The sequence below is a fragment of the Herbaspirillum chlorophenolicum genome, assembly GCF_001189955.1.
GTDB classification, from domain to species: Bacteria; Pseudomonadota; Gammaproteobacteria; order Burkholderiales; family Burkholderiaceae_D; genus Herbaspirillum; species Herbaspirillum chlorophenolicum.
In genome coordinates this window covers 1-19,884 of the sequence record NZ_LFLT01000055.1, presented here as the reverse complement: position 1 = coordinate 19,884, position 19,884 = coordinate 1, and the positions used below count along the sequence as shown (strand labels likewise).

The 19,884-nt window shown below is 56.3% G+C and carries 22 protein-coding genes, 3 tRNA genes and 2 pseudogenes; 19 read left to right on the top strand and 8 right to left on the bottom strand.

The genetic code is table 11. The annotated features are described in order from the left end of the window. From AKL28_RS21070 to AKL28_RS21060, 4 genes and pseudogenes are all read right to left on the bottom strand, one after another. The coding region (locus tag AKL28_RS21070; protein ID WP_050470293.1) for an ArsR/SmtB family transcription factor at positions 1 to 219 on the bottom strand (219 nt) is incomplete at its 3' end. A 117-nt stretch (positions 220 to 336) separates the two neighbouring features. Next, positions 337 to 459 (bottom strand): annotated as a pseudogene (locus AKL28_RS24060) (Y-family DNA polymerase); the annotation flags it as partial. Next, positions 456 to 923 (bottom strand): LexA family protein, encoded by a 468-nt coding sequence (locus tag AKL28_RS21065; protein WP_082221605.1) that lies wholly within the window; start codon positions 921 to 923, stop codon positions 456 to 458. The gene AKL28_RS21065 and the pseudogene AKL28_RS24060, both read right to left, overlap by 4 nt. Positions 924 to 1,162: 239 nt before the next feature. After that, positions 1,163 to 1,357, bottom strand: coding sequence for a hypothetical protein (locus AKL28_RS21060; RefSeq protein ID WP_050470292.1), 195 nt, complete (start codon positions 1,355 to 1,357; stop codon positions 1,163 to 1,165). 1,070 nt (positions 1,358 to 2,427) lie between these two features. Here AKL28_RS21060 and AKL28_RS24635 point away from each other — a divergent pair. The 4 genes from AKL28_RS24635 to AKL28_RS21045 all read left to right on the top strand — a co-directional run bounded on the left by AKL28_RS24635 (position 2,428) and on the right by AKL28_RS21045 (position 5,112). Then, a complete protein-coding gene (locus AKL28_RS24635; RefSeq protein ID WP_156226428.1) occupies positions 2,428 to 2,580 on the top strand; it encodes a hypothetical protein in 153 nt (50 codons plus the stop codon). Continuing rightward, complete coding sequence (locus tag AKL28_RS21055) at positions 2,577 to 3,275, top strand: hypothetical protein (RefSeq protein WP_050470291.1); 699 nt, start codon at positions 2,577 to 2,579, stop codon at positions 3,273 to 3,275. The genes AKL28_RS24635 and AKL28_RS21055 overlap by 4 nt, the downstream gene beginning before the upstream one ends. 22 nt (positions 3,276 to 3,297) lie before the next feature. Continuing rightward, the gene (locus tag AKL28_RS21050; RefSeq protein WP_050470290.1) at positions 3,298 to 4,044 is read left to right on the top strand and encodes a hypothetical protein; all 747 of its coding nucleotides are present in this window, start codon (positions 3,298 to 3,300) and stop codon (positions 4,042 to 4,044) included. A gap of 75 nt (positions 4,045 to 4,119) precedes the next feature. Continuing rightward, positions 4,120 to 5,112, top strand: coding sequence for a DUF4238 domain-containing protein (locus AKL28_RS21045; RefSeq protein WP_050470289.1), 993 nt, complete (start codon positions 4,120 to 4,122; stop codon positions 5,110 to 5,112). Positions 5,113 to 5,187: 75 nt separating this feature from the next. Here AKL28_RS21045 and AKL28_RS21040 read toward each other — a convergent pair whose 3' ends face one another. Further along, positions 5,188 to 5,616: a hypothetical protein gene (locus AKL28_RS21040; RefSeq protein ID WP_050470288.1), complete on the bottom strand. Its 429-nt coding sequence runs from the start codon at positions 5,614 to 5,616 to the stop codon at positions 5,188 to 5,190. Between the two features lie 38 nt (positions 5,617 to 5,654). After that, positions 5,655 to 6,059 (bottom strand): hypothetical protein, encoded by a 405-nt coding sequence (locus AKL28_RS24630; RefSeq protein ID WP_156226427.1) that lies wholly within the window; start codon positions 6,057 to 6,059, stop codon positions 5,655 to 5,657. Positions 6,060 to 6,232: 173 nt separating this feature from the next. Here AKL28_RS24630 and AKL28_RS21035 point away from each other — a divergent pair, with 173 nt between their 5' ends. After that, positions 6,233 to 6,598, top strand: a complete 366-nt coding sequence (locus AKL28_RS21035; RefSeq protein ID WP_050470287.1) for a helix-turn-helix domain-containing protein — start codon at positions 6,233 to 6,235, stop codon at positions 6,596 to 6,598. A gap of 205 nt (positions 6,599 to 6,803) precedes the next feature. Here the strand turns inward: AKL28_RS21035 and AKL28_RS24055 are convergent. Both AKL28_RS24055 and AKL28_RS21025 read right to left on the bottom strand, forming a co-directional pair. Then, positions 6,804 to 6,998 (bottom strand): annotated as a pseudogene (locus tag AKL28_RS24055) (magnesium chelatase domain-containing protein); the annotation flags it as partial. A gap of 76 nt (positions 6,999 to 7,074) precedes the next feature. After that, positions 7,075 to 7,323 (bottom strand): accessory factor UbiK family protein, encoded by a 249-nt coding sequence (locus tag AKL28_RS21025; RefSeq protein ID WP_050470285.1) that lies wholly within the window; start codon positions 7,321 to 7,323, stop codon positions 7,075 to 7,077. A gap of 430 nt (positions 7,324 to 7,753) precedes the next feature. On the opposite strand from AKL28_RS21025, the gene AKL28_RS21020 reads away from it, so the two are divergent. The 14 genes from AKL28_RS21020 (at position 7,754) to AKL28_RS20955 (ending at position 19,804) form a co-directional block, all read left to right on the top strand. Then, positions 7,754 to 8,536 carry a TorF family putative porin gene (locus AKL28_RS21020; RefSeq protein ID WP_050470284.1) on the top strand — a complete coding sequence of 261 codons (783 nt, stop codon included), beginning with the start codon at positions 7,754 to 7,756 and terminating at the stop codon, positions 8,534 to 8,536. A 12-nt stretch (positions 8,537 to 8,548) separates the two neighbouring features. Beyond that, positions 8,549 to 8,887 (top strand): P-II family nitrogen regulator, encoded by a 339-nt coding sequence (locus tag AKL28_RS21015; protein ID WP_006713297.1) that lies wholly within the window; start codon positions 8,549 to 8,551, stop codon positions 8,885 to 8,887. A gap of 17 nt (positions 8,888 to 8,904) precedes the next feature. Beyond that, a complete protein-coding gene (locus AKL28_RS21010) occupies positions 8,905 to 10,437 on the top strand; it encodes an ammonium transporter (protein ID WP_050470283.1) in 1,533 nt (510 codons plus the stop codon). A gap of 309 nt (positions 10,438 to 10,746) precedes the next feature. After that, complete coding sequence (gene gshA, locus AKL28_RS21005) at positions 10,747 to 12,045, top strand: glutamate--cysteine ligase (protein WP_050470282.1); 1,299 nt, start codon at positions 10,747 to 10,749, stop codon at positions 12,043 to 12,045. Between the two features lie 57 nt (positions 12,046 to 12,102). Beyond that, positions 12,103 to 13,047 carry a glutathione synthase gene (gene gshB, locus AKL28_RS21000; RefSeq protein WP_050470281.1) on the top strand — a complete coding sequence of 315 codons (945 nt, stop codon included), beginning with the start codon at positions 12,103 to 12,105 and terminating at the stop codon, positions 13,045 to 13,047. A gap of 66 nt (positions 13,048 to 13,113) precedes the next feature. After that, a complete protein-coding gene (locus AKL28_RS20995) occupies positions 13,114 to 13,524 on the top strand; it encodes a PTS sugar transporter subunit IIA (RefSeq protein ID WP_174525393.1) in 411 nt (136 codons plus the stop codon). Positions 13,525 to 13,577: 53 nt separating this feature from the next. Beyond that, positions 13,578 to 13,847, top strand: a complete 270-nt coding sequence (locus tag AKL28_RS20990) for an HPr family phosphocarrier protein (protein ID WP_050470279.1) — start codon at positions 13,578 to 13,580, stop codon at positions 13,845 to 13,847. A gap of 226 nt (positions 13,848 to 14,073) precedes the next feature. After that, entirely contained in the window at positions 14,074 to 15,864 is a 1,791-nt protein-coding gene (ptsP, locus tag AKL28_RS20985) for a phosphoenolpyruvate--protein phosphotransferase (RefSeq protein ID WP_050470278.1), read from the top strand. A gap of 365 nt (positions 15,865 to 16,229) precedes the next feature. After that, on the top strand, positions 16,230 to 17,372 hold the full coding sequence (metX, locus tag AKL28_RS20980; RefSeq protein WP_050470277.1) for a homoserine O-succinyltransferase MetX: 1,143 nt from the start codon (positions 16,230 to 16,232) through the stop codon (positions 17,370 to 17,372). Beyond that, positions 17,369 to 17,971 carry a methionine biosynthesis protein MetW gene (metW, locus tag AKL28_RS20975; protein WP_050470276.1) on the top strand — a complete coding sequence of 201 codons (603 nt, stop codon included), beginning with the start codon at positions 17,369 to 17,371 and terminating at the stop codon, positions 17,969 to 17,971. Before metX ends, metW begins: the two co-directional genes overlap by 4 nt. 91 nt (positions 17,972 to 18,062) lie before the next feature. Then, positions 18,063 to 19,325, top strand: a complete 1,263-nt coding sequence (locus AKL28_RS20970; RefSeq protein WP_050470275.1) for an AmpG family muropeptide MFS transporter — start codon at positions 18,063 to 18,065, stop codon at positions 19,323 to 19,325. A 128-nt stretch (positions 19,326 to 19,453) separates the two neighbouring features. After that, positions 19,454 to 19,539, top strand: a tRNA-Tyr gene (locus AKL28_RS20965). Between the two features lie 69 nt (positions 19,540 to 19,608). Continuing rightward, positions 19,609 to 19,682, top strand: a tRNA-Gly gene (locus AKL28_RS20960). Between the two features lie 47 nt (positions 19,683 to 19,729). Then, positions 19,730 to 19,804 (top strand) — tRNA-Thr (locus tag AKL28_RS20955). The last annotated feature ends 80 nt before the right edge of the window (positions 19,805 to 19,884 follow it).

Genomic DNA, 19,884 nt, shown 5'->3' with positions numbered 1-19,884 from the left:
ATAGATGACGAAGCGCCCTTCTTGGCGCGAAGTCACCAGACCGGCATGCGAGAGCTCTTTCATGTGGAAAGACAGGGACGAAGGCGCAATGTCCAGCGCTTCCCCAATCTTGCTGGCGGCGCTGCCTTCTGGCCCCATCTGTACCAAGTGACGGAAGATGGCTAGGCGTGACTCCTGAGCCAAAGCAGCCAGTGCGGTGATAACGGTCTTGGTTTCCATAGCAGCTCCAATCAATCCAATGATTCAATTATTATTGAATTATTGTATTAAAACAAGGGGCTGTTGAATTTGGATATAGACCACCCGCTGACGCTAACAGAACCCGTCATTCAGACCGTTGTTGCTAAGGACGACGACTGGCCGGTTTCGAAGTGATGGGTTGAACAGCCGTTCGGCAGATACGTAGAAATTATTGACGTCGACCAAGGCGAAGCTGGCCGGTGGTCGAGGTGTACTCATAGCAGTTTGCGAATTACACCGACGGCGACGCCAAAGATTTGGAGTTGTTCATCCTGTTTGAACCGGATCGGTTCGAAGTCTTCGTTGGCGGGATGCAGTTCGTAGGTAGTACCGGTCCAGTGAAGAATTTTGAGTGTGAAGTCATTATTGACGATGGCCAGAACGATACGCCCATGACGCGGTTCGACTGAGCGATCGACGGGGACCATGTCGCCATCGTAGATGCCGATTCCCTCCAGGCTGCGGCCGGCAACGCGGAAAATGAAGGTGCAGGCTACTCGCTCAATCAGATACTTGTTGAGGTCGAGGGGCTCAGCCGTGTAGTCAGCAGCCGGACTTGGGAAACCAGCAGGAATCTTCTGCAGGCAATGTTGAGCAAACGGGCCTGCTCGAAACTCCGCAAGAGGTATTGGACGTTGCGTGCATCCAGGCGGGATGGGCGCGGGATAGGTGAGGCTTGACATGATAATATCGAAAATACTGTATAAAAATACAGTATCACGAATCTACAGATGTCGGCCACAAAATACAAACGGTAGGTTTGCTGAGCGTCATCGCGCGAGCATGTATCAATGTAAGCTTGGCACAGCACCGCTGCACTCGGACATGATGTCCGGGCCGCAGGCTGGTTTGCGATTGACGTACCCATTGAGTTTTCCGGTGAGTGTCTGAACAACGCTCGGCTATGCCGGGGCACATTGATTTATTGCAATAGATGACGCACCAGGTCTGTCACATGGTTGCATGCGACAAGCACAGGCGCAAAATCTACTGGCTTGTCGCTGAAACCCTGGAGCACCTGAATCAGGACCAACGGCTGCGCGGCGGTGCCACAGAGGTCGCAGAACGGTTTGACGATTCGGTGTAGGCGGCGAATGAAATCATTGATTTTTTTCATATTTAAAATTTCCTATTGGTAATTGCCTCGCTTATTCGCTCGGCCAAGTATTTATGCTCGTGCGCGGTGGTGATGAATCTGGTGTGAAACCTGGTGCAGCTTGGCATCACGACTAGGCTTGCGAACTGTGCGTTAAATGCAAATCCAATTCCTCTTGTGGTATTTCCACGCACTTAGTCGTGTCGCTGGAATCAACCTTACCAAGCGGGAAACAGCACCTTTGGCGGGATTTTCCTAATTCAGAAGCCAGGTATGACTTGCGGGAAACGCTGGAGAAATTATGGCGTCACGACCTGGGCGTGGTTGCACGGTCATCTCGGAGACCCGCGATTGCTAGCGTCACGACGACGACCAGTGGGTCTTTGAAGTGTGGGTTAATTCTTGTGAGCACAAAAAAGCCACCTCGAAAGACGGCTTTTTCCAATTTCAGGTTATCGCCCGCTCGGAGGCTTCCTAGTGAAGCGAAAGCAGCAAGGTGGCCAAAGGAGCAGGCGGGACTAGGCACACGATTTTGTAAATGACTGGTGCCGGTGCCAGCTGATGGATGAGGCCCACTGTGTAATAGAGGAGCTCCGCAATGGGCGCAGCAAAGCTGATGAACTGCCGGAAACGGGAGGAGATGTTCGAGTTCAATTGTTGTAATCCTGCAAAGAGTTAAAGAAGGTAGGCACATGGAGGCCTTCTCCGTATAGCTACTTTCAGGTCGTGCTCCGAACAACAAAAGTGGTAGTCCAAATCCTCCCTGATTTACGGGGGGAATTCGATGCATTGTTATTTCAATAAGTGCAAGTCGTGTGTCTAGCCGTTTGATGTCAGAAGGAAATTATTTGGTGAACTAAATTTGCGGGATTTGATTCATTGACACCTTTGGTGTCTGCAGTGAAAAGCCCATAAAAATGGCATTTTCGTGAACTAATAATTTGGTAAATAGACTATTTTTTAATCGTGTAAATATATGTTTTTAAAAGGCTTTTTACAAAAATATTAGAATTTTGGATTGGAACGCTTTCTAGAAAAAGATCGGGGCCCTGCATATTATGCGAGACAGGTAACTGGATAGGACCCCCGATATGGACAAAGTTATTACGGTGCTCAGCACACTTACTGCTATCAATGACCCGACGATGCTCTTATTCCTGATTGCTGCGATGGGCTTCGTAGTGACAGGGATGACACTCTTCGCGTTGATCATGGTTCTCAAGCATCTTGGAGCGCCCAAATGAGCGGCTATGCATACGCGAAGCTTCCTTCGGCTTGGGTACGCAAAGGCGATGCCGAACAAGAACCACCCTACGGCGGCCTGAGTAAGTTGCCGTGGCAAGGAAATAAGAGTTACGCGACGGCCGCGCTGCTCATACTTTTTGCTTTGGCCATTCTTTCGAACAAAGCGCAACGCAAAGATGGCTTGCGCAAAGACGACCAAGTCAAAGCGACCTACGAAGAAATCCAGGAAGTAACCAATCTTTCTCGAAAACTGATAAGCGGTGGCCTAAAGCTCCTGAAGGAGATCGGGGTTATCAGTGAAGCGGAGGATGGGGCACGAAGTGTCTATCGACTTCACGGAATCGATGAAGGTGGAAAGTGGTGCCAACTGCCTCAAGGGCATTTACTTAACAACGTCAAACATATGCAGCGCTTGAAATTATTCGGCGAACAGATCAAACGTGCGACTTCGCTTCACGCGCTGAAGGTTTATATGTTGTTGCTAGCCTTCAGAGAGATTCATTCAAACGCGACACGAATGAGCTACGAGAAAATCATGGAGTACACCGGAATGCGACGTGAGGACGTGGCGCTTGCGGTTCAAGTTTTAGCTACAGCGCAACTTTGCCGCCAAGCTACTGACGAAGAGATTCCTCGCCGAAAGGGAGACGCTATGCATAACCGATACTTGATCTTGGGCCTAAAGGCTTCATGAGAAACGCAAAGGGCGGCGAGAAATGAACCACAAAGAATTGGACTACGGGGATTGGCGGATTCAAACCGTGGCGCACGTCGGCGCCGATAGCTATATTCCATGGACTAACCAGTGGGTCGAAAAGGGAACACGATTGACCGTAATTGCGACGGTCAACCTAACCAAACGAAAGACGCTGTCGATCCCAGTTCCGAACGCAACAGCAATTATGCTCAATGCGGCAGCGGCGGCGTACGATCAAGCAAAACAGTTGCGATTAAATAGCGGAATAGACAAAAGCCTAAAGAGCAGCGTCATGTTTGATACTGATCGTTCAGCAATCGACTATGTGGAGCGGATGATTGAAGCCATTCTCATGGCCTTTACTGCGATAGAGGCCTTTGCGAATGAGACCATTCCCAACGATTACACATACAGCCACCATCGTTCAAGTAAGACGATTCTGGAGATAAGTGACAAGCAAAAGATAGAAAGAAATCTATCACTTGATGAGAAGCTATCCATCGTCCTACCAGAGGTGATTGGATGCAGGTCCCCAAAAGGAACGCGCTCCTGGGAGAGCTATCGACAACTAAAGAATGTGCGAGATCGGATTGTTCATATGAAAACCGCAGATCGAAAATCATCTGGGCCAGATATCGATACTGTTTGGAAGGCCATTTTGCTCACGCCGGCGCCGCATTTACTAACCCGCCAGATTCTCGAACACTTCATTTCTGCGATGGAGGAGAAACCACGTTGGTTCTTGCAGGTGGGGAATACGCAATAGACAACTTGGAACGTTGATCGAGAAGATGAATCTGCATTTGCCTGACATTTTTAGCACTCAACGAGACGGGAATTCATGCCGAGCAATCCACCTGATATAAAAAAAAGACACCATCACGTTTGGGCGCACTATCTAGCGCGTTGGGGAAATGGAACGAAGAATGTCTTTTACACCACGTCGACAGGAAAGACTATTTGCGACAGCGTGCGTTCCTTCGCGAGTGACGACTACTTTTATAAAGCCACAAAGCTCGACACGTTGCATGTGCGGGTTATTCAAACTATTTCTCGTAATAGCCCCGAACACCTGCAACGAATGCACATGTCTCTACTCTCGCATTTCCTGGAGGCTCAGGATGCCGAGGCACTGTACCGTATGTCTAGCGTCACTAGCCATGAGGTTGAACACAGCATCCTCGCGATGAGTTGCAATACATTGGAGAACCTTCATACGGACCACGAAATAAGGGCGCGTCCAATATTAGATGGGATGGCCACAGGTAGCCTAGATGTACTACAAAGCGAAGAGAGCATGATTGCTTTCCTGGCGTTTTTTGGGCAGCAGGTGTTCCGTACCAAGGCATTACGCGACAACGCGCTCAGAGCCTTATCACGAAGCACAACGCAGGAGCGGCTTTATGCTGATGCGATGGAGCACGCTTGGTGGTTCATCAGCTACATGAGCGGAACAAACTTGGGATTCAGCTTGTATAACGATCGCCATGCATCGCGCCATGCCTTGCTTATTAACGACACGAGCGTTCCGTTCATCACCTCTGATCAGCCGATTGTCAATGTACATGAATGCGTGTCTGAAACAGAGTTTTCTCCTCCCAAATACGCTGACTTCTACTACCCGATCTCTCCACGGGTGGCTTTCGTGGTCTGTGATTCCGAAAGATTTAGTTCAGGGATTAATCAAGTCGACGAGCTCACAGCAAGGGAGTTCAATACAAAAATCGCTACGCAGGCCATGGTGCACATAGTCGGCGATACAGCAGACTCGATTCGCCAGTTCAAAAAATATATTGGCCGTCGATACTTGAAGATAGCCGACGCTCGTCGGTGACGCTAGCAGCGATCGTAGGCGCTTGCTCGCTACCGGCCACAACTTGCATTGAAGTTGTGGTCAATACCGCGGAATTCACGCTCCAATCGAGCTAAGTAGCTTCAGTAATAATTCGTCATCGCTTATTGGAAGCGCTTCCCATACTTTCATCGTCTGCCCTGAGTATTCAATCCAAGCCAGTATCACTTCATCGACTTGATAATCTTTGCCGGCAGAGAGCAAGATCTTTTGCATCCTCGCTACGTCGCATGGATATTCAACCCCTATGCGCCTGATTTCGTTCTTGGAAGCTCCAGCAGTGTTGGTACGTCGCCCCTTATATTGGCTACGCCGTAGCTGATCTTCCGCTACAAGAGCTCGCTGACGAAAGCTCGCCGCCTCCTTGATCAGCTCGGATATCTGGCGCCAATATGCCCGACCAAGATCTCCTTCTTCCAGTTCTAACCGGTGCAGTGTCTTGATTGCAGGCGAAAGATCAATATCGTTAAAGCGATTTGATGTCATGTGCGCCTCGGATGATGCGAGATGTAAAGATGATCGAATCAAACAAAGCTGGCCTCAACATCGAAAGTCAGTTGCCTTGAGAACTGCGATTGCCCACTGTGCGCCGGCCATGGCTGTTCGCTGTCATCAAAAAACACTTTGAATTTGATGCCTGTCTGCGGGCAAGGATAGGACCCTATCGCATGGACTTTTGAAAAAGTCATTTCATCGCCTGATCGAGAGAAAGCGTAGACGACTCCTGGTTCTACCTGTGTGTATCGAACCAGCTGATCGACATCCGAAAACAGACGGGCGTGAGTCTGTCTGTGTTGCGTGCCAGTTCTGGGCATCACTACGAAGCAAGGTTCACTGACGTCCAGTAACACTGAATGCCATGGTACTAAGGGTGCTATAAGTGCTTTTGGAACACCCTCTATCTTCCACGCGAGATCGGTGATGAGCATGACTGAATTTTCTGGCCTAAGACCTTCGGAGTGTTTGAGGAACGATAGACAAGTGCTTATCGAAGCCGCGGATACTAAGATAACCCGACTTTAAAAGTCAATAAACACGAACTTTAAAGCCCTGTCATATTTGGCGACACAAATAGACCATGTGCAAGCTATCAAGCCTGCACATGACAAAAACATCCCCCAAAAAAAGCCCCTTACAGCTTGCCAAAGTCTTAGGCGAGAACATCGCGTTGCTCAGAAAGCAGCGTTCTCTAACGCAATCTCAACTTGCTGCCGCTCTCGGTATTGAAATCGAGACACTGTCGAAATATGAGCGGGGCATTATGAGTCCGAGGGTTGGTCAACTAGAAAAAATTTGCGGGGTACTTGAGGTAGCAGCCTGGACACTTTTTGCTTCTGCTCAGGAGCAGTCGGCTTTTCCAGGTTTTATTTTCTCGGAGCAGATACAGACTTTGTCACTAAAAGATCGTAAAACCCTACAGGGGTTAATCGGGCTATATGTCGATGCCCATGGCGTGAAGCGCAAATAGTCTGACTGATCGATATTGATCAGATTGGTAAGCAAATAAATCAAGGCCCGCTAGATTTCTCTGCGGGCCTTATTCATTTGTAGTCCTGCGCTGGCGAACTATGCCTTGATCGAAGCCAAGCATGTGTTGCCTTGGGGAATGTAAATATCGCGCGATTAGTGTCGATACTCTGCTCAAAATTTAAGAAAAGCTCTTGACTACATTTGATGCGGCGGGCGGGGAACTCGAAGCGTGCGTTTTGCAGCGCGGCGCGTACGCGATCCTTGGCTTCTTTTACTTCAGCCTCGGGCAAGCCGACGATGGTGAAGGAGGGCAAGCCATTGGCCAGATGCACCTCGACCGTGACCGGCGAGGCGCGCATGCCGGCCAGGGCGCGGCTGCGGAGGACGGCCAGGCTCATCGCGGCGAGCCTGTGCAGTCCTTGGGATGAATGGCGGCAGGTGAGGGGGTAGGAGGATGGGCAGTCGTCGTCAGGATCATGGGGTTTGTTTTTGCTGAGCTTCAAGCTCGGCAACACGCGCTTCCAGCGCTTCCAGGCGGGCGCGGGTCTTGGCCAGCACCTGTGCCTGGACGTCGAATTCCTCGCGCGTGACCAGGTCCAGTTTGGCAAAACCCTGGCTTAGCATGGCCTTGACGTTCTTTTCGATGTCCTTGGCCGGAGAGTTTTCGATCGCCTTGTTGATTTTGGATTGCAGGTCTTCAAAGAATTGTTGGGGCTTGTCCATGTCGGATTTCCTTGGCAGGTTGTTGTGGCATCAAGTTTAGCCGTTTCCCTGCTATGCATAAACCTTCGGGCCTCAATCTGCAGAGTGTGCCATTGCGAGTTCATGCCTGGCAGGGCGCTGAAAGCATCCTGAAGGGAAGTGATCCGACTTGGTGATCCCAATGGCCTGTCGGCCGCCGCGCACCAAAAGAGTGTTTGCCGATATTGAAGAAGTTTGTCAAAAAGAAATCAATATCGCACCAACACCGTGCCTTTCTCCTTTGCGCGCACTATTTTGGTCTGTATCTACAAAAAAATCGGGAGGAAAGCCTTCTTTCTCTGGAAAAGCCGAGTTCGCCGCGCCGAAAGGACTTGGCACGGCTCCTGCTACATGGTCTTGGCAAAACACAAGAAACGACTTTTATTGTTCAACAACAAACCAGAGGGAAGTCATGAAGAAACTGATTCTTGCAACAGCCATCGCAGCATCGTTTGTTACTACCGTGGCCCGCGCGGAAGACGCCAAGCCAGACAACGAGTTCAGCTTCAACGCCGCCGTGGTGAGCGATTACCGCTATCGCGGCCTGACCCAGACACGCTTCGATCCGGCATTGCAAGTCGGCGCAGACTACACGCATAACCCGACCGGCCTGTACGCAGGCACCTGGCTGACCAACATCAAGTGGATCAAGGATGCCGGCGCATTGAGCGGCACCGATACCAAAGGTAATGTCGAATGGGATATCTATGGCGGCAAGCGCGGCGATATCGGCGGCGGTTTCACCTATGACGTTGGTGGCTTGTACTACTACTATCCGGGCAATACCCTGGCAAACAGCGGCGTGAAGAACGCCAATACCTTCGAGTTGTATGGCCAGGTCGGTTACGGCCCTGGCTACTTCAAGTATTCGCAATCGCTGACCAACCTGTTCGGCGCGGTCAACAGCAAGTACAGCCAGTACTATGATCTGGGCGCCAACATCGAAACCTTCTACGGCATCATGCTGGGCCTGCACGTCGGTCACCAGAACGTGCGCGGCAACCCCAGCCAGGTCAGTTACACCGACTGGAAGGTCGGCCTGTCCAAGACATTTGACGACCTGGCCGGCATCACCTTGGGCGTGGCTTACGTCGGTACCGACCTGAAGGACGGCGTAGCGACTACTCCGGCTTCGGACGGCCTCAAAAACGTTGGCAAGAATGGCGTCGTCTTTTCCCTCAGCAAAACTTTCTAACAAGAGGTGCGTATGAAACTGATCACAGCGATCATCAAACCCTTCAAGCTGGACGAGGTGCGTGAAGCCCTCTCCGCGATCGGGGTGCAGGGCATCACCGTGACCGAAGTCAAGGGCTTCGGCCGCCAGAAAGGCCATACCGAGTTGTACCGGGGCGCCGAGTATGTGGTCGATTTCCTGCCCAAGACCAAGATCGAAGCGGCAGTGGACGATGCCATCGTCGAACGCGCGCTGGAGGCTATCGAGACGGCCGCCCGCACCGGCAAGATCGGCGACGGCAAGATCTTCGTGCAGGATTTGCTGGATGTGATCCGCATCCGTACCGGCGAAACCGGCAAAGACGCTCTGTAAAACAAAGGGGAATTCGAATGAGCATGAAAAAAATGTTTTCCAGCGCCCTGGCAATTGGCGCGTTGCTGTTGGCGGTAGGATTTACCGCCCCGGCCCAGGCGCAGGATGCGCCCAAGCCTGAGGCTGCCGCAGCTACTGCTGCTGCTCCGGCCGCTGCTGCCGAAGCGCCCAAGGCTGACGCTGCACCTGCCGCCGCTGCTCCTGCGGCTCCGGCTGCCGGCGCCGCTGCTGCACCGGCGCCGGTGCCCAACAAGGGCGACACCGCATGGATGCTGGTCTGCACCGCGTTCGTGATCCTGATGACGCTGCCCGGCCTGGGCCTGTTCTACGGCGGCCTGGTCCGCAGCAAGAATATGCTGTCGGTGCTGATGCAGTGCTTCGTCATCTTCTCGCTGATCTATATCTTGTGGTTCGTCTACGGCTACAGCATCGCGTTCACCGAGGGCAACGCGTTCTTCGGCGGCTTCGATCGATTGTTCCTGCATGGCCTGACGGGCGACTCGAATGCCGGTACCTTCAGCAAGGGCGTCGTGATCCCCGAGCTGGTGTTCGTGGCCTTCCAGGGCGCGTTCGCAGCCATCACCGTGGCGCTGATCATCGGCTCCTTCGCCGAGCGCGTGAAGTTCTCCGCCGTGATCCTGTTCTCGATCCTGTGGTTCACCTTCTCGTACCTGCCGATGGCCCACATGGTCTGGTTCTGGCCTGGTCCGGACGCCTTCACCGATGCCGCTGCCGCTGAAAAGGCAACCGCAATCTCGGGCTGGCTGTTCCAGAAGGGCGCACTGGACTACGCCGGCGGCACCGTGGTGCACATCAACGCTGCGGTCGCTGGCCTGGTCGGTTCCTATGTGATCGGCAAGCGTGTCGGTTTCGGCAAGGAAGCCTTCAAGCCGCATAGCCTGACCCTGACCATGGTCGGCGCCTCGCTGCTGTGGTTCGGCTGGTTCGGCTTCAACGCGGGCTCCGGCCTGGAAGCTAACGGCGGCGCTGCCCTGGCCTTCGTCAACACCATTCTGGCAACTGCTGCCGCGGTCCTGTCCTGGAGCTTCGGCGAATGGATCGGCAAGGGCAAGCCTTCGATGCTGGGTGCTGCATCGGGCGCCGTCGCCGGCCTGGTGGCGATCACTCCGGCTGCCGGTTTCGTGGGTGTGATCGGCGCCGTGGTGCTGGGCCTGATCGCCGGCCTGCTGTGCCTGTGGGGCGTGACCGGCCTGAAGAAGCTGCTGGGTTCCGATGATGCGCTGGACGTGTTCGGCGTGCACGGCGTGGGCGGTATCCTGGGCGCCATCCTGACCGGCGTGTTCGCATCGCCGAGCCTGGGCGGCACCGGTATCTATGACTATGTTGCCAACGCGGTGTCCCCGGACTACTCGATCGGCGGCCAGGTCTGGATCCAGTTCCAGGGCGTGCTGACTACCCTGATCCTGTCCGGCGTGGTGTCCTTCATCGCCTACAAGATCGTCGACGTGGTGATTGGCCTGCGCGTGACCGAAGAGGAAGAGCGCGAAGGTCTGGACATCTCCAGCCACGGCGAATCGGCCTACCACTAAGTCGAATTCAGGTTTTATTCCTTCGGGGCCGGCAACGGCCTCTTTCAAAGGCGCTCTTCGGAGCGCCTTTTTTATTGTTTCCGGTAAATATAATTCCCGAGTATTTAACTCAGGCTCTTTAAAAAAAGCCGAATGGCCGCCATGTAGACAGCCCGAACTTCCGCTGCGCAGCGAGGGGATCCAGGCAAACGATTCCCTGGAACGATGGATGGCGATTTGGCACGGCCATCTGCGGCGTCGCAACACGACTTCAGGAATCCGCTAAAATCAGCATTTGCTGCCGGCATTTACATATCGTTAAGGTCTTATATGGTCCCGCATCTTGTCACCGCTCTGAATGGCCCTTTGTTGGAGCTGGAGAAGAAAATCCTGGGCGCCACGCCGGCCATCGAACGCTGGTTCCGCATGGAGTGGCAAGAGCACACGCCGCCTTTCTATTGCTCGGTCGACCTGCGCAACGCCGGTTTCAAGCTGGCGCCGGTGGATACCAACCTGTTCCCGGGTGGCTTCAACAACCTGTCGCCGGAGATGTTGCCGCTGGCCGTGCAGGCGGCCATGGCGGCGATCGAAAAATATTGCCCCGACGCACGCAACCTGTTACTGATTCCGGAAAGCCATACCGGCAATACCTTCTATCTGCAAAACATCGGCCGGCTGATGCAGATCTTCCGCCAGACCGGGCTGAATGTGCGCCTGGGTACGCTGTCGCCGGAGATCGCCAAGCCCAAGGAGATCGCATTGCCGGACGGCACCAGCATCAGGCTGGAGCCGCTGGAGCGTTCGGCCAACGGCCGCCGCCTGGGGTTGAAGAATTTCGATCCCTGTACCGTGCTGCTCAACAACGACCTTTCGATCGGCATCCCCTCGGTGCTGGAAGGCCTGCATGAACAAAGCGTGCTGCCGCCGCTGCACGCCGGATGGGCAATGCGTCGCAAGAGCAACCACTTCGCCGCCTACGATGAGGTGGTCAAGAAATTCGCCAAGATGGTCGAGGTCGACCCCTGGATGCTCAACCCGCTGTTCGCCAAGTGCGGCGAGATCGATTTTCAGGAAAACACCGGTACCGATGCGCTGGCCGACAGCGTATCGAGCCTGTTGTCGAAGATCCGCAAGAAGTACAAGGAATACGGCATCAAGGAACAGCCTTTCGTCTTCATCAAGGCCAATGCCGGTACCTATGGCATGGGCATCATCGCCGTGAAGGATGCCAGCGAGGTCAAGGACCTCAACCGCAAGCAGCGCACCAAAATGCTGGTGGGCAAGGAAGGGCTGGAAGTGTCCGAAGTCATCATTCAGGAAGGCGTGCATTCCTTCGAGCGCATCAATGAAGCGGTGGCCGAGCCGGTGGTCTACATGATCGACCGCTATGTGGTGGGCGGTTTCTACCGCGTGCATGCCGACCGCGACGTCAATGAGAACCTGAACGCCCCCGGCGCGCATTTCGTGCCGCTGGCCTTCGCCCAGCAGCATGCGTTGCCGGACATGCACGCCAAGCCCGGCACCGCCGCGCCTAACCGTTTCTACATGTATGGTGTGGTGGCGCGGCTGGCATTGCTGGCGGCGTCGCTTGAAATGGAAAAGACCGATCCCAACCCGGAAGTGTATTAACCGGCATCATTACGCACCTTTGCACGATCCAGCCAAGCTCAACAGGACGCCAGCAACATGAAAATCGCTTTTCTCGCCGATCCGCTCGATACGTTCAAGACGTACAAGGATTCCACCTTTGCCATGATGCGCGAGGCTGCCCGCCGCGGCCATGCGATCTACGCTTTCGAGCAGGGCGACCTGGTGCTGGAGAGCGGCCTGGTGACAGCCAGCGCCGCCAGGATCACGCTGACCGGCGAAGCCGACGATTGGTATCGCGCCGACAAGCCGGCATCGGTGTTCCTGTCGGAATTCGATGCGGTGATCGTGCGCAAGGATCCGCCGTTCGACATGGAATACATCTACACGACCTACCTGCTCGAATTGGCTGAAAAGCAGGGCGCGCGCGTGTTCAACAAGCCCGAGGCGATCCGCAGCCACAACGAAAAGCTGGCGATCGCCCAGTTCCCGCAATACACCGCACCGACGCTGGTCACGCGCGACGCCAAGCGCCTGCGCGACTTCCACGCCGAGCATCAGGATGTGATCCTGAAGCCGCTGGACGGCATGGGCGGCATGGGCATCTTCCGCATCAAGGCCGATGCGATGAACCTGGGCTCGATCATCGAGACGCTGACCGACAACGGTCAACGCACGATCATGGCGCAGCGTTTCATTCCTCAGATCAGTGCAGGCGACAAACGTATTTTGCTGATCGGCGGCAAGGTGGTGCCCAATGTGCTGGCGCGCATCCCGCAAGGCAGCGAAGTGCGCGGCAACCTGGCCGCGGGCGGCCTGGGAGTGGCGCAGCCGGCATCGGCGCGCGACCTGGAAATTGGTGAAGCGCTGGCGCCTATCCTGTATCAGCGCGGGCTGTTGCTGGTAGGATTGGATGCAATCGGCGACTATTTGACGGAAATCAACGTGACCAGTCCGACCTGCTTCCAGGAGATTACCCAGCAGACCGGCTTCGATGTGGCGGCGATGTTTGTTGACGCGCTGGAAACGGCAGTTGGAGGCTAAATGGGTACGATGGAGCATGACGGGCTGCTCGGGGAAAAGCGCGTCGCATTTGATGGCAACAATTCCATGGTTGGTATTCTTCTTGTGACGCACGCCCCGCTGGGGCAAGCTTTTCTGGCCGCCGCGGCCCACGTATTCCGCGGCAAGCCCGAGCGGATTGAAGCGATCGACGTGATCGCGGACCAGAACCCGGCTGAAGTGCAAAACCTGGCGGTCGAGGCGGTCAAGCGCCTCGATGACGGCAGCGGCGTATTGGTGATCACCGATGTGATGGGCGGCACGCCGTCCAACTGTACGGGCTTTTTGTGCGGCCTGGAAAACGTCTCGGTGATTGCCGGCATCAGCTTGCCCATGCTGCTGCGCGCGTTGACTTACCGCAACGATACGCTCGACGTGGTGGTCGAAATGGCCCTGGCGGGAGGGCAGAATGGCGCGGTGCGGGTGGATAACCGCATCCGCGTAGCGACCTCGGCCTGATGTCTGCGCATGCCACGCAGCAGACGCAGGACCATAAAAACGAAAGCTGATCAATGATTCAAAAAGAACTCGAAATCGTCAACAAGCTGGGCCTGCATGCGCGTGCCTCCGCCAAATTCACCCAGCTTGCCAGCAAGTACAAAAGCGAGGTGTGGATGAGCTTCAACAAGCGCCGCGTCAATGCCAAGTCCATCATGGGCGTCATGATGCTGGCCGCAGGCAAGGGGAGCGTGATTACGCTGGAGACCAACGGCGAGGATGAGCAGGAATGCCTGGCGGCGCTGGAAGCGTTGATCAACGACAAATTCGGCGAAGGCCAGTAAGCGCTTTCCGGCGTCGCGACCCGCGGCTTTGCGCTGCGTCGCAGCATCGATGGCGCCTGTATTGATGTCCGGTTCAACAAGGTTCCCCGTTTTCCTGTTCTCCGCTTGACCTCGTTCATCCTGTCGATGGCCGCGATTGCCAAATCGTGGTTTGTTCGGTAACTTTCTTCAGGCTACCGCGAACGACAATACGGCGGAATATAAAAACGAAGCAGGAGATAACGCGATGGCATCATTCAGCTTACATGGAATCGCGGTGTCGCAAGGCATCGCCATCGGACGTGCGCATCTGCTGGCGCCGGCCGCGCTGGACGTCAAACATTACCTGATCGCCGACGAACAGGTCGAGGCCGAAGTCGAGCGCTTGAAGAATGCGATCAAGGCAGTGCATCGGGAACTGCATACGATACGCAGTGAGTTGCCCAAGGACGCGCCGGCCGAACTCGGGGCTTTCATCGATGTGCATTCGCTGATCCTGTCGGACCCGATGCTGCTGGAAGTGCCGCAGAACATCATCCGCCACCGCTACTACAACGCCGAATGGGCGCTGGTCACGCAGATCGATGAACTCTCGGCGCAATTCGACGAGATCGAAGACCCCTACCTGCGCGAGCGCAAGGCCGATATCCAGCAGGTTGGCGAACGTATCCTGAAGGTGCTGACCGGCAGCGCCATCCACTTGCCCTCCACCGACGGCGATACCGCGCCCAACATCATCGTGGTGGCGCACGACATCTCGCCGGCCGACATGCTGCAGTTCCGCGACGGCGCCTTCGCCGGTTTCGTGACGGACCTCGGCGGCCCCAATTCCCATACCGCCATTGTTGCGCGCAGCCTGGATATCCCGGCGGCCGTCGGCATGCACAATGCTTCGGTGCTGGTCAAACACGATGACCTGCTGATCATCGATGGCGATGCCGGCGTGGTGATCGTCGACCCGTCGCCGCTGGTGCTGGCGCAGTACCGTGCGCGCCAGGAGCGCATGCTGCGCGAGCGCAAGAAACTGATGCGCCTGAAGAAGACGCCGGCCATCACCCAGGATGGCGAGCCGATTGCGTTGCTGGCCAACATCGAACTTCCCGCCGACGCCGCATCGGCATGGGAGGCCGGCGCGGTGGGCATCGGCCTGTTCCGTTCCGAATTCATGTTCATGGGGCGCGCCGGTTATCTGGAAAAATTCCCGTCCGAAGAAGAGCAGTTCGAGTCTTACAAGCAGGCCGTCATCGCCATGAAGGGGCGGCCGGTGACGATCCGTACGCTGGACGTAGGCGCCGACAAGCCGCTGGATGAGGATGAACAGACCGCGCTCAACCCGGCATTGGGTTTGCGGGCGATCCGCTATTGTCTGTCCGAGCCGCAGATGTTCCTCGCGCAATTGCGCGCGATCCTGCGCGCGTCGGCCTTCGGCCCGATCAAGCTGCTGATTCCGATGATGGCCCATGCCTTCGAGATCGACCAGTCGCTGGGCATGATCGAACAAGCCAAGCAGCAGCTGCGCGAGCGCAAGCAGAAGTTCGACGAAGAAATCCCGGTTGGCGCCATGATCGAGATTCCCGCTGCTGCGCTGGCGTTGCCGATGTTCGTCAAGCGTCTCGATTTTCTGTCGATCGGCACCAACGATCTGATCCAGTACACGCTGGCGATCGACCGCGTCGACCATGAGGTGGCGCATCTCTACGATCCGCTGCATCCGGCGGTGCTGTTTCTGCTCTCGACGGTGATCTCGCAGGGCCGCAAGGCCGGTATCCCGGTTTCGGTGTGCGGCGAGATGGCAGGCGACGTCAAGTGGACACGTCTGCTGCTGGGCATGGGTTTGCTGGAGTTTTCCATGCACCCGTCGCAACTGCTGTCGGTGAAGAACGAGATCCTCAACAGCGACTTGCGGCTGCTGGAACCTCAAGTCAAGAAGGTCATTCGCGCTACCGAGCCGGCGGCGATTGCCTCGGCCATGGTGCAGTTGCAGGCGCTGTCGGCCGAGCCGGAGGTCCGGGAGGCCAAGACCGCGCGCCGCCGTTGATCAGTCTTCGGTGCATTCGACAAGGCCGCCTCCGGGCGGCCTTGTTTATTGTCGGCGCGGTGAGCCGGTTTGACGCGCCCCACCGACTTGGGTATTCTTACGCCACTGCGCCGATTTGAATGGTTTAACCAACCTCAGCTTGCGGGCGCCGGGAGATTGCTCCCATATAAATGCGGCTAAAGCGAGCTTGGAGTCAGTAGTTCTCCCCAAGACGAGCCCGCAAGCAATGCTTCCGGGCTTTTTTGTTGCCCGACATAGCCCATGAGGCAGGTGGAAACCCTTCGCTGAAGCGAAGCGATCGTCCCATGCCGGCACGCGCCATGCGTGTGCATGGCAGGACGCCTTGCCACTCACACCGAGTCATCATGTCGATTGGAATCGTATCGCCCCAGGTCATGCATTTCGCCGAGCCGCTCCCGTTGCAGGGAGGTGCGGCGCTGGCGGATTATTCGCTGACCTATGAAACCTACGGCACGCTCAATGCCGACAAATCCAACGCCGTGCTGGTGTGCCATGCGCTCAACGCTTCGCACCACGTGGCCGGCGTATATGCCGACGATCCCGACAATGTCGGCTGGTGGGACAACATGGTCGGCCCCGGCAAATCGCTGGACACCGACAAGTTCTTCGTCATCGGCGTCAACAACCTGGGCTCCTGTTTCGGCTCGACCGGGCCGATGCACGCCAATCCGGCCACCGGCAAGCCTTATGGCGCCGATTTCCCGGTGGTCACGGTGGAAGACTGGGTCAACGCCCAGGCGCGCCTGGCCGATGCGCTGGGTATCGTGCAGTTCGCCGCCGTCATGGGCGGTTCGCTGGGCGGCATGCAGGCACTGGCCTGGAGCCTGATGTATCCGGATCGCCTGCGCCATTGCCTGGTGATCGCGTCCACCCCCAAGCTGTCGGCCCAGAACATCGCTTTCAACGATGTCGCGCGCCAGGCCATCCTGACCGATCCGCAATTCCACGGCGGCGATTTCTATGCGCATGGCGTGGTGCCCAAGAACGGCCTGCGCGTGGCGCGCATGGTGGGGCATATCACTTACCTGTCGGATGATGACATGGCCGAGAAATTCGGCCGGGACCTGCGCTCGGGCAGTTATCAGTTCGGCTATGGCATCGACTTCGAGATTGAGTCCTACCTGCGCTATCAGGGCGACAAGTTCTCCACCTACTTCGATGCCAACACGTATTTGCTGATCACCAAGGCGCTCGACTATTTCGACCCCGCGCGCGAATTCGGTGGCGGCGATCTGGCCAAGGCCTTCAGCCGCACCAAGGCCAAGTTCCTGCTGGTGTCGTTTGCCACCGACTGGCGCTTCTCCCCGGAACGCAGCCGCGAGATGGTGCAGGCGCTGGTGGCGAACAAGCGCAGGGTGTCGTATGCGGAAATCGATGCGCCGCACGGGCACGACGCTTTCCTGCTGGACGACGCACGGTACATGTCGGTGGTGCGCGAGTACTACCTGGGAATCTGGAATGAACTGGCGCAGGAGGGCCGCGCATGACTTTCAACGAATTGAGCGAACTGCGTCCGGACCTGGCATTCATCGCCCACTGGGTGCGCGAGCAATCCAATGTGCTGGACCTGGGTTGCGGCGATGGCGTGATGCTGGACTATCTGCAGAGCGACAAGAAGTGTGTGGGGTATGGCGTGGAGATCGACGACGGCCAGATTCCCAAGTGTGTGGCTCGCAATGTTTCGGTCATCCAGCAGGACTTGAATGGCGGGCTGGCCATGTTCGAGGACAATGCTTTCGATACCGTGCTGTGCCTGTCCGCATTGCAGATGGTCAAGGATGTGGAAGGCACGCTGCGCGAGATCGCGCGGGTAGGGCGCGAGGCCACTGTTTCCTTCCCGAATTTCGCTTACTGGCCGCACCGTGTGGCCCTGTTGCGCGGGCGCATGCCGGTGTCCAAGACGCTGCCGTACCAATGGTATGATACGCCGAACCTGCGCTGCGCCACGATCAGGGATTTCGAGGCGCTGGCCAACGAGGTCGGGCTGGAAGTGCTGGAGTGCGTGGCGCTCAAGGATGGCAAGCCGGTGCGCTACCTGCCGAACTGGCGCGGCAGTGTCGCGGTGTTCAGATTGCGCAAGAAATGAGTTCTCGCAGGCAAGCGCCGTAGTCCCGCCCCATGTCGCAAACGCCGGTTCGCCGGCGTTTTTCATTTTCTCTTTCACCTGGCCCTCGCCTATGACAGCACCTGACGCCACTTGGCGCCAATACCTGAACCGGCGCATGCTTATCTGCGTCTTCCTCGGCTTCACCTCCGGCTTGCCGCTGTTTATCCTGCTGAGCTTGTTGCAGGCATGGCTGGCGAAGTCGGGATTGAATGTCAAAACGCTGGGCCTGTTCGCGTTGGTGATGTTTCCGTACACGTGGAAATTCGTCTGGTCGCCGCTGATGGACCGTTTCCACTTCGGCCGGATAGGGCGCCGGCGCGGCTGGATGCTCTTTACCCAGCTGCTGCTGTTTCTGGGGATCGGCTGCATGGGCATGCTCGATCCGCTGACCCAGGTGCCGACGATCGCCTTCATGGCTTCGGTAGTGGCGTTCCTCTCGGCCAGCCAGGACATCGCCATCGATGCCTTCCGGCGCGAAATCCTGCCCGATGGCGAACTCGGTCTGGGCAGCGCCATCCATGTCAACGCCTACAAGCTGTCGGGCATGGTGCCGGGCGCACTGTCGCTGGTGCTGGCCGACCAGATGCCCTGGGCCAGCGTGTTCTGGATCACGGCCGCCTTCATGTTGCCGGGACTGCTCTGCTCGCTGCTGGTCAAGGAACCCAAGGTGTATGGCGCGCCGCCCAAGAGCCTCTCTGAAGCGGTGGTGCTGCCGTTCCGCGAATTCATCGCGCGTGGCGGCTGGAGCGGTGCGCTATGGGTGCTGGGTTTCATCTTCCTCTACAAGCTGGGCGACAGCATGGCCACCGCGCTGGCCACCAAGTTCTATATCGATCTCGGCTTCTCGATGACCGAGATCGGCGTGGTCTCCAAGACCACTAGCCTGTGGGCCAGCGTGGCGGGCGGCATTCTCGGCGGCATCTGGATGGTGAAGCTGGGCATCAATCGCGCGTTGTGGGTGTTCGGCGTGCTGCAGGCGATCCCCATCCTCGGTTTCGCCTGGCTGGCGCATGTCGGCGCGAATCTGCCGACGCTGGCCGTGGTGATCGGCCTGGAGGCTTTCGGCGTGGGATTGGGAACCACGGCCTTCGTCGCCTACATCATGCGTGAAACCGACCCCCGCTACACGGCCACGCAGTTCGCGTTGTTCACCAGCCTGATGGCGGTGCCCCGCACTTTCGTCAATTCCTCGGTCGGTTATGTCGTGGCAGAAACAGGATGGCTAACTTTTTTTGTCATTTGCTTCGTTCTTGCCTTGCCTGGAATGCTGATGTTGCCTAGAATTGCGCCCTGGAATGAAAAGCCGGTTGAGTCGCAGACAACAAAAGCCTGAAGATTCGAACAAACGTCGCTGCGTCATTCCTGAGAGCAACTCTCGCCGACTCAATAAAAAGCAGGTTCCGGCCCTTCTTTTAGTTGACAATCGAAAAGTGTTCCACTATAGTTTTGAGTTCCCTGCGCGGAGAGGTGGCCGAGTGGTTAATGGCAGCAGACTGTAAATCTGCCCTCTTACGAGTACGCTGGTTCGAATCCAGCCCTCTCCACCAATAAGTAGGGAAGCGAAGTAAATTCGCGAACAAAAGATTCGGCGGTAGTGAAGTAAAGGTTGTTTCCTCGCGGGTGTAGCTCAATGGTAGAGCTGAAGCCTTCCAAGCTTATGACGAGGGTTCGATTCCCTTCACCCGCTCCAAGTTTTGGTCCGGTTGCATGTTTGGTAGTTGTGCAATTGGCAAAAATGCCCTTGTAGCTCAGTGGTAGAGCACTCCCTTGGTAAGGGAGAGGCCACGTGTTCAATCCACGTCAAGGGCACCAGTTTCTTGAGTCGTTTCGCTGAAGCATTCAGCAATCGTCGGGCTTATTGCCTGGACATTCTCATCAAATAGTTAGGAGTC